This window comes from Flectobacillus sp., assembly GCF_049240685.1.
In the GTDB taxonomy this organism is placed as follows: domain Bacteria; phylum Bacteroidota; class Bacteroidia; order Cytophagales; family Spirosomataceae; genus Flectobacillus.
Genome location: NZ_JBMLSD010000252.1, coordinates 1 through 5725, shown reverse-complemented (window position 1 = coordinate 5725; position 5725 = coordinate 1). Strand labels below are relative to the sequence as shown.

The window sequence follows — 5725 nt, the reverse complement described above, 5'->3', positions numbered from 1 at the left end:
GCCGTAAGCCGTAAGCCGTAGGCCGTAGGCAAAAGGTCTTTATAATTTCATGAAGCACTCCTTTTTGCTATAGCTTAATGCCCAAAGCCCAAAGCCTAATGCCTATAGCTTAAAGCCTAATGCCTAAAGCCTATTTTACAACCTTTCTTTTGGTAATATACATTTAAAGTCAACCTCAAATTGCGGAGAATAATGAAAAAACTATTCTACTTAATTACCTTTTGCCTTACGAGCTGCGCTGCTTTAGCTCAAAAAACACAAAATAATGAAGCATTTGCCCATACATTTTCGATAGTAGCTCGAGACCCCCAAACGGGCGACATGGCGGTTGGAGTTCAGAGCCACTGGTTTAGTGTAGGAACATCGGTGTCTTGGGCTGAAGCAGGAGCTGGTGCGATTGCTACACAAAGTTTTGTTAATAAATCTTTTGGATTGAGAGGTTTGAATTTGCTCAAATCGGGTAAGTCTGCTCAAGAAACCTTAGACATTCTTCTATCAGATGATGCTGGTAAGGAAGTTCGTCAAGTAGGAATTGTTGATAAAAACGGAAATGTTGCGGTACATACTGGTAAAAATTGTGTGGATTATGCCGGACATATCAAGGGAACTCAGTTTTCGGTACAAAGCAATATGATGCTTACCAACAAGGTGCCCAATGCGATGGCAAAAGCCTTTGAGGCAAATGCTCATTTACCGCTTGCCGAGAGAGTGCTGAAAGCCATGGAAGCGGCTCAGGCAGTGGGTGGAGATATTCGAGGTAAACAGTCTGCTGCACTACTTGTTGTAAATGCTACAGATACAGGCAAACCTTGGGACGACAATCATAAAGTGGATTTGAGAGTGGATGATCACCAGATGCCACTTGCTGAACTAGCCCGATTGCTGAAAGTACAAAGAGCCTATGAGCACATGAATGAGGGTGATTTGGCAGTGGAAAAAAACGATATGAAAAAGGCAATGGAAGAGTATGGCGCAGCCATGAAAATGTTTCCTAAAAACTTAGAAATGCAATACTGGACCGCGATTGCACTAGCCAACAGCCATCAAACTGCGAAAGCATCTGCCATGCTCAAAAAGATTTATGCCAAGGATATCAATTGGTTAGAAATGACCAAACGTTTACCCAAAGTAGGTCTTTTGACTGTTTCAGCAAACGAATATCAACAGCTCTTACAACGCTAATTCTGTCCGAATACTCAATTATTTATACTAATATTTATTACTTATCGATTATTAAGTAGGAAAACGTTATTAGTTAACAGTATATTGATTATTTGAAGATATTCATAATCAAAAGGTCATAGTCAAATTTTGCCTCAATAATACTGTTAATTTAATCTAATCTTTCCTACTACTTAAAAAGGATTTGTTGAAATTCGTACTTCAATAGATACGCCACTCCATCAGCTTTTGTACTTTTTAATTTTATTGCTTAAATATCATAATTTATGAAAACTAAATTCTTAATTTTTGCCCTTACTTTTGCGTTATTTTCTGCGATTAGTCATCATTCAAGCGCTCAGTTGTATAAATCAGCCTTAGGTTTGCGATTGGGAGCTGCCAATGGAATTACCTTTAAAACATTTGTGAACAAAAATGCTGCTTTTGAAGCCATTGGGACTTTCCGCTACCGTGGATTTGGGCTTACGGGTTTGTATGAGGTTCATGGAAGAGCCTTTAATTCAAGAGATTTCAACTGGTTTATTGGTGGTGGTGGTCACGTTTATACATGGGGTGACGACAGACCAAGTTGGTTAAATGGTGATAAACGTACGGTATTGGGTTTAGACGGTATTCTTGGTTTGGAAGGCAAAGTAAGAACCATTCCTTTGGCGATAAGTTTAGACTGGAAACCGACAGTAAACATTATTAATTACTCTGGATTTTGGGGCGATGAGTTTGCTTTATCTTTCAGATATACGTTTTAGAACACCCAAACACTTTACTGCAACTCTTCCTCAATGTTTTGTTGAAGGGCTTTGATTTTTACGATGATATCTTCGTAAATACTTAACACAAACATTCTATTTCTTTTGATTCTGTAAAGGTCAAGAAGTAGAATGTTTTTTTGTTTGGTAGTAAGAGCAAGCGGGCTATTCATACCTTTTACCACACCTTTGGTATCGAAAATTAAGTTTTCAGCAAAACAGTCATTAAATTTAGCATAGTAATTTTTATGAAATTGTAATTCTGAATATTCTTCCTCTAATTTTCTAATTGAATTATAGTCGTTTTCATAGAGAGAAAGTATTTGAAACCTAAGCGAATCATTATCGATGATTTCTAATCCTTTCGACTTAAGCGTTTGATAACCAGAAGAGTTTTGGGTTGAAATGAAATCACGAAACAATCTAAAATAGTAAACATTGGTCGAGTCATGATTGATAGGTAGTGATAGGATAGCTTTTTGAAAGAAGGTAGTAGCTTCTATTCCCTCTTTATGTCCCATCATATTGAGCTCCATATCCTGAATATCCTGTTTTAAACCGTTATTAATTTCTGATAAAATCTTGATTTCGACATATTTATCTTTCCGCGTTTCGTTCCAGCTATCGAGTGCGAAGGCTGCAAAGACACCAATGAATATAGATAAAAATTCAAATCCAAATTTTTTGATAGCGTCAATAGATATAATATTTTTCATAAAATGATTTGATTCAGAGCATGAATGAAGGTAATAGTTTTGAATATTACAAGAAATATCGCTTATAAACATGAGTCATCCCCAATTTAGCGATTGAATGATTATGTTAAAATTTGTATTCTAGCCGTAGAAATGCAAGGATTGCGTCTTAAACTGAGTGAAATTTAGCATGATAGCATCAAAAAAGCGGTTGGAATCTATTTTCCGACCGCTTTTTTGATAAAAACTTAGATTATCATCTCGACCCAAAATCTGGGATGACTCATATTTATGTAAATATTACGTTCTTGGCTCTTCAATTTAGTTTACCACATATTTACCATCTGATGCAATTGTCACTTTAGGGAGTTTGTGAGTCGATTCAAAATATTGGTATCCAGGTTTTAGCCAAGACCAAAACTCAATCAAGTTAGTTTTCGAACTATAATCTTGTTTAAGCATATTGTAATTTTCATCGCTCAACTTTGTTGGGAAAATGTGGACGGGAATGTCGTTCCCACTATTTTTTGCTTTAATGGCAAATAAGTAGAGTTCTTTGATCAAATCATCACCCACTGGGATACATCCAATAGTAAGACATGAGCCATGAATAAAAATATTATCACCAGGGTTAACGGGGTCAGCAAATTTTAGGTCTGACGCATTTGGGTAACCAACTCTAAACGATAATATGTACTCGCTCTGAGGGTTAAAAGCATTAATGGTATAAAAACCCTCAGGCATTTGTCGGTCGCCAGAGCGACGCTTTGGCCCTAGCTCACCAGTGGTAGCACAAAAGTCATAAGTCTTGGCCAGAACGTATTGCTGACTATCTTGGTTTTTGACCCAAACTTCCAGAATTCGTTCCTTTTTAAAGGCTCGGATAAACATATCATATTTTTGGGTATTAATTCCTTTTGATTTTAATATATCATCCACATTCTTTCCTTTCAGCTTGACAGCCTCCCTTACACGAGGAAACTTTAGTTGTTTTGAATAAAAGGAAGGATTTGTCTGAGCAAAACCTTCAAGACCTAAAAATGTCATTAGGACAAGGAAAATGTGTTTCATGGTTCGGGTTGAATATTAAAGGTTCAAATAAATTAAAAGTCAATTAGCAAGCTTATGACGTGTTTATGCCTGAAAGTCTCATAAACAAGGTACAAAAAAACTGAGGACAATTCAAGGGAGTAGCGGAATTCCTTTTACACCAAAATTAGTTATTGAAATCAGATTTTCTTAAAAATATTTTAATGAATTGGCCTTATCACGTAACTTTCCAGCTTCAAAAAGGAATTCCACACACAACAATGATAACATCCTCTTATTTGAAAAGCACCCTTTCTGAGGAAGTTCCCCCTCAAGAATGTAATATTTTTTTGAAAGCACTCTGGTATGATGCTAAAGGAAATTGGGATGCTGCCCACGAAATAGCGCAATCAAAAGAAGGTACACTTCCTTATGACCGACTACATGCTTATCTTCATCGCAAAGAAGGAGATAACTGGAACGCCAATTATTGGTATTCGAGAGCCAAGGCCAAAATGCCCTCTTACTCATTGGAAAAAGAGTGGGAAGTATTGGTTGTTGAACTACAATAGATATTATTATTTTTAAACTGAGTCGTAAAAATGGCCAAAATTACACAATATATAGAAGAGGCTAAAGGTAAAACTTTGTTCTCCATCGAAATTATTCCACCAATCAAAGGAGAGAGTATTCAAACTTTGATGAATAATATAGAGCCTTTGATGGAGTTTCAACCACCTTTCATCGAAGTTACTTATCATCGTGAGGAGTTTATCGAAAAGGTAGTGAATGGTCGCATCGAAAAAATCCCTACCCGCAAGCGTCCCGGCACCGTAGGTATTTGTGCTTCTATTATGAATCGTTTTAAAGTAGATGCCGTTCCTCATGTTATCTGTGGGGGATTTACTAAAGAGGAAACAGAAGACTTTTTGTTTGACCTCCATTATATTGGGATTGATAATGTGCTGGTACTGCGTGGTGACCCTGTGAAAGGCAATGCCGCTTTTGTACCCGAAAAAGGTGGGCATGCCTACGCAAGTGAGCTTTTAGAACAGGTAGTAAGCATGAACAAAGGTCAGCTTCTGCATGAGGAGACGGAGAGTTCTCCAACAGATTTTTGTATCGGTGTGGCAGGATATCCCGAAAAGCATTTTGAAGCCCCAAATTTCCAAGTAGATTTTGACTACCTAAAACAAAAAGTAGCTTTAGGTGCTGATTATATCGTAACTCAGATGTTTTTTGATAATCAGAAATACTTTGATTTTGTTGAAAAGTGCAGAGCTGAAGGAATCAATGTTCCTATTATTCCTGGGCTTAAACCTTTGGCTACAAAAAAACAACTGACGGTGCTACCACGCATTTTTCATTTAGATATTCCCAATGATTTGGTGAGTGCTGTGAATGCCTGCAAAAATGATAAAGACGTAAAACAGGTTGGGATTGATTGGTGTATTGCTCAATGTAAAGAATTAATGGATTTTGGCGCGCCTATTTTACATTTCTATACGATGTCAAAATCTGAAAGTACCCAAAAAATTGCGCAAGCTATTTTTTAATAAGTTAGTGCGCAAAATAAAATTTAATTTATGAGTTTAGGCACTAGGCAACAGGCATAAGGCACAGAGTGTTAAATTGTTTTTTAACAACCACAGCTATGCTTTTTTCAAAGCTCACCGCCGAAAGCCGATACCTGAAAGCTTAAAGCACAATCTTAAACTTTATTTTGCGTACTAAGCTTATTATGTATAAAAATTTGGAATAGGTAGGTTTTGTAAGCTTACCTATTTCTTTTATGGATACTTGGTTCTTTAAATCACTTTTTAATTACCATTTAAACAGTTTCATGAAGAATTGTCCAAAGATTTCAAGTTACTTGATTATTTTTGAGAATCAGGTTTTAGAAATACTGTGGTGATTATAAGTCGAATGTGGGATACAACACTAAATTGCTCCTTCAATTCTTAGTTTTTGTTATGTAAATAAGTAGCAGGAAAGATTAAGTTAATAGTGTCTAAAAGGTCTAATTACTGGACAAAAAGAGAAAAGGTATTTAGACTTTTTCAATGAATGTTT

Annotated in this window: 6 protein-coding genes; 4 read left to right on the top strand and 2 right to left on the bottom strand. The window is 36.3% G+C overall.

Translation table 11 applies throughout. The features are described from left to right. The first annotated feature begins 192 nt into the window (after nucleotides 1-192). The gene (locus ACOVQ4_RS11535; RefSeq protein WP_421820792.1) at nucleotides 193-1182 is read left to right on the top strand and encodes a DUF1028 domain-containing protein; all 990 of its coding nucleotides are present in this window, start codon (nucleotides 193-195) and stop codon (nucleotides 1180-1182) included. A gap of 266 nt (nucleotides 1183-1448) precedes the next feature. Beyond that, nucleotides 1449-1928, top strand: coding sequence for a hypothetical protein (locus ACOVQ4_RS11530; RefSeq protein WP_421820791.1), 480 nt, complete (start codon nucleotides 1449-1451; stop codon nucleotides 1926-1928). Between the two features lie 14 nt (nucleotides 1929-1942). On the opposite strand, the gene ACOVQ4_RS11525 is transcribed toward ACOVQ4_RS11530, so the two are convergent. Further along, on the bottom strand, nucleotides 1943-2644 hold the full coding sequence (locus tag ACOVQ4_RS11525; protein ID WP_421820790.1) for a DUF6090 family protein: 702 nt from the start codon (nucleotides 2642-2644) through the stop codon (nucleotides 1943-1945). Nucleotides 2645-2944: 300 nt separating this feature from the next. Then, nucleotides 2945-3694 carry a L,D-transpeptidase family protein gene (locus ACOVQ4_RS11520; protein WP_421820789.1) on the bottom strand — a complete coding sequence of 250 codons (750 nt, stop codon included), beginning with the start codon at nucleotides 3692-3694 and terminating at the stop codon, nucleotides 2945-2947. Between the two features lie 239 nt (nucleotides 3695-3933). Here ACOVQ4_RS11520 and ACOVQ4_RS11515 point away from each other — a divergent pair, with 239 nt between their 5' ends. Beyond that, on the top strand, nucleotides 3934-4224 hold the full coding sequence (locus ACOVQ4_RS11515) for a hypothetical protein (protein WP_421820788.1): 291 nt from the start codon (nucleotides 3934-3936) through the stop codon (nucleotides 4222-4224). A gap of 30 nt (nucleotides 4225-4254) precedes the next feature. Next, nucleotides 4255-5208: a methylenetetrahydrofolate reductase [NAD(P)H] gene (gene metF, locus ACOVQ4_RS11510; RefSeq protein WP_421820787.1), complete on the top strand. Its 954-nt coding sequence runs from the start codon at nucleotides 4255-4257 to the stop codon at nucleotides 5206-5208. The last annotated feature ends 517 nt before the right edge of the window (nucleotides 5209-5725 follow it).

What these genes read in the sequence shown, in the direction of transcription:
- ACOVQ4_RS11530 (WP_421820791.1), top strand. Translation starts at nt 1,449, where the DNA reads ATGAAAACTAAATTCTTAATTTTTGCCCTTACTTTTGCGTTATTTTCT.
- ACOVQ4_RS11520 (WP_421820789.1), bottom strand. Translation starts at nt 3,694, where the DNA reads ATGAAACACATTTTCCTTGTCCTAATGACATTTTTAGGTCTTGAAGGT.
- ACOVQ4_RS11535 (WP_421820792.1), top strand. Translation starts at nt 193, where the DNA reads ATGAAAAAACTATTCTACTTAATTACCTTTTGCCTTACGAGCTGCGCT.
- metF (WP_421820787.1), top strand. Translation starts at nt 4,255, where the DNA reads ATGGCCAAAATTACACAATATATAGAAGAGGCTAAAGGTAAAACTTTG.
- ACOVQ4_RS11515 (WP_421820788.1), top strand. Translation starts at nt 3,934, where the DNA reads ATGATAACATCCTCTTATTTGAAAAGCACCCTTTCTGAGGAAGTTCCC.
- ACOVQ4_RS11525 (WP_421820790.1), bottom strand. Translation starts at nt 2,644, where the DNA reads ATGAAAAATATTATATCTATTGACGCTATCAAAAAATTTGGATTTGAA.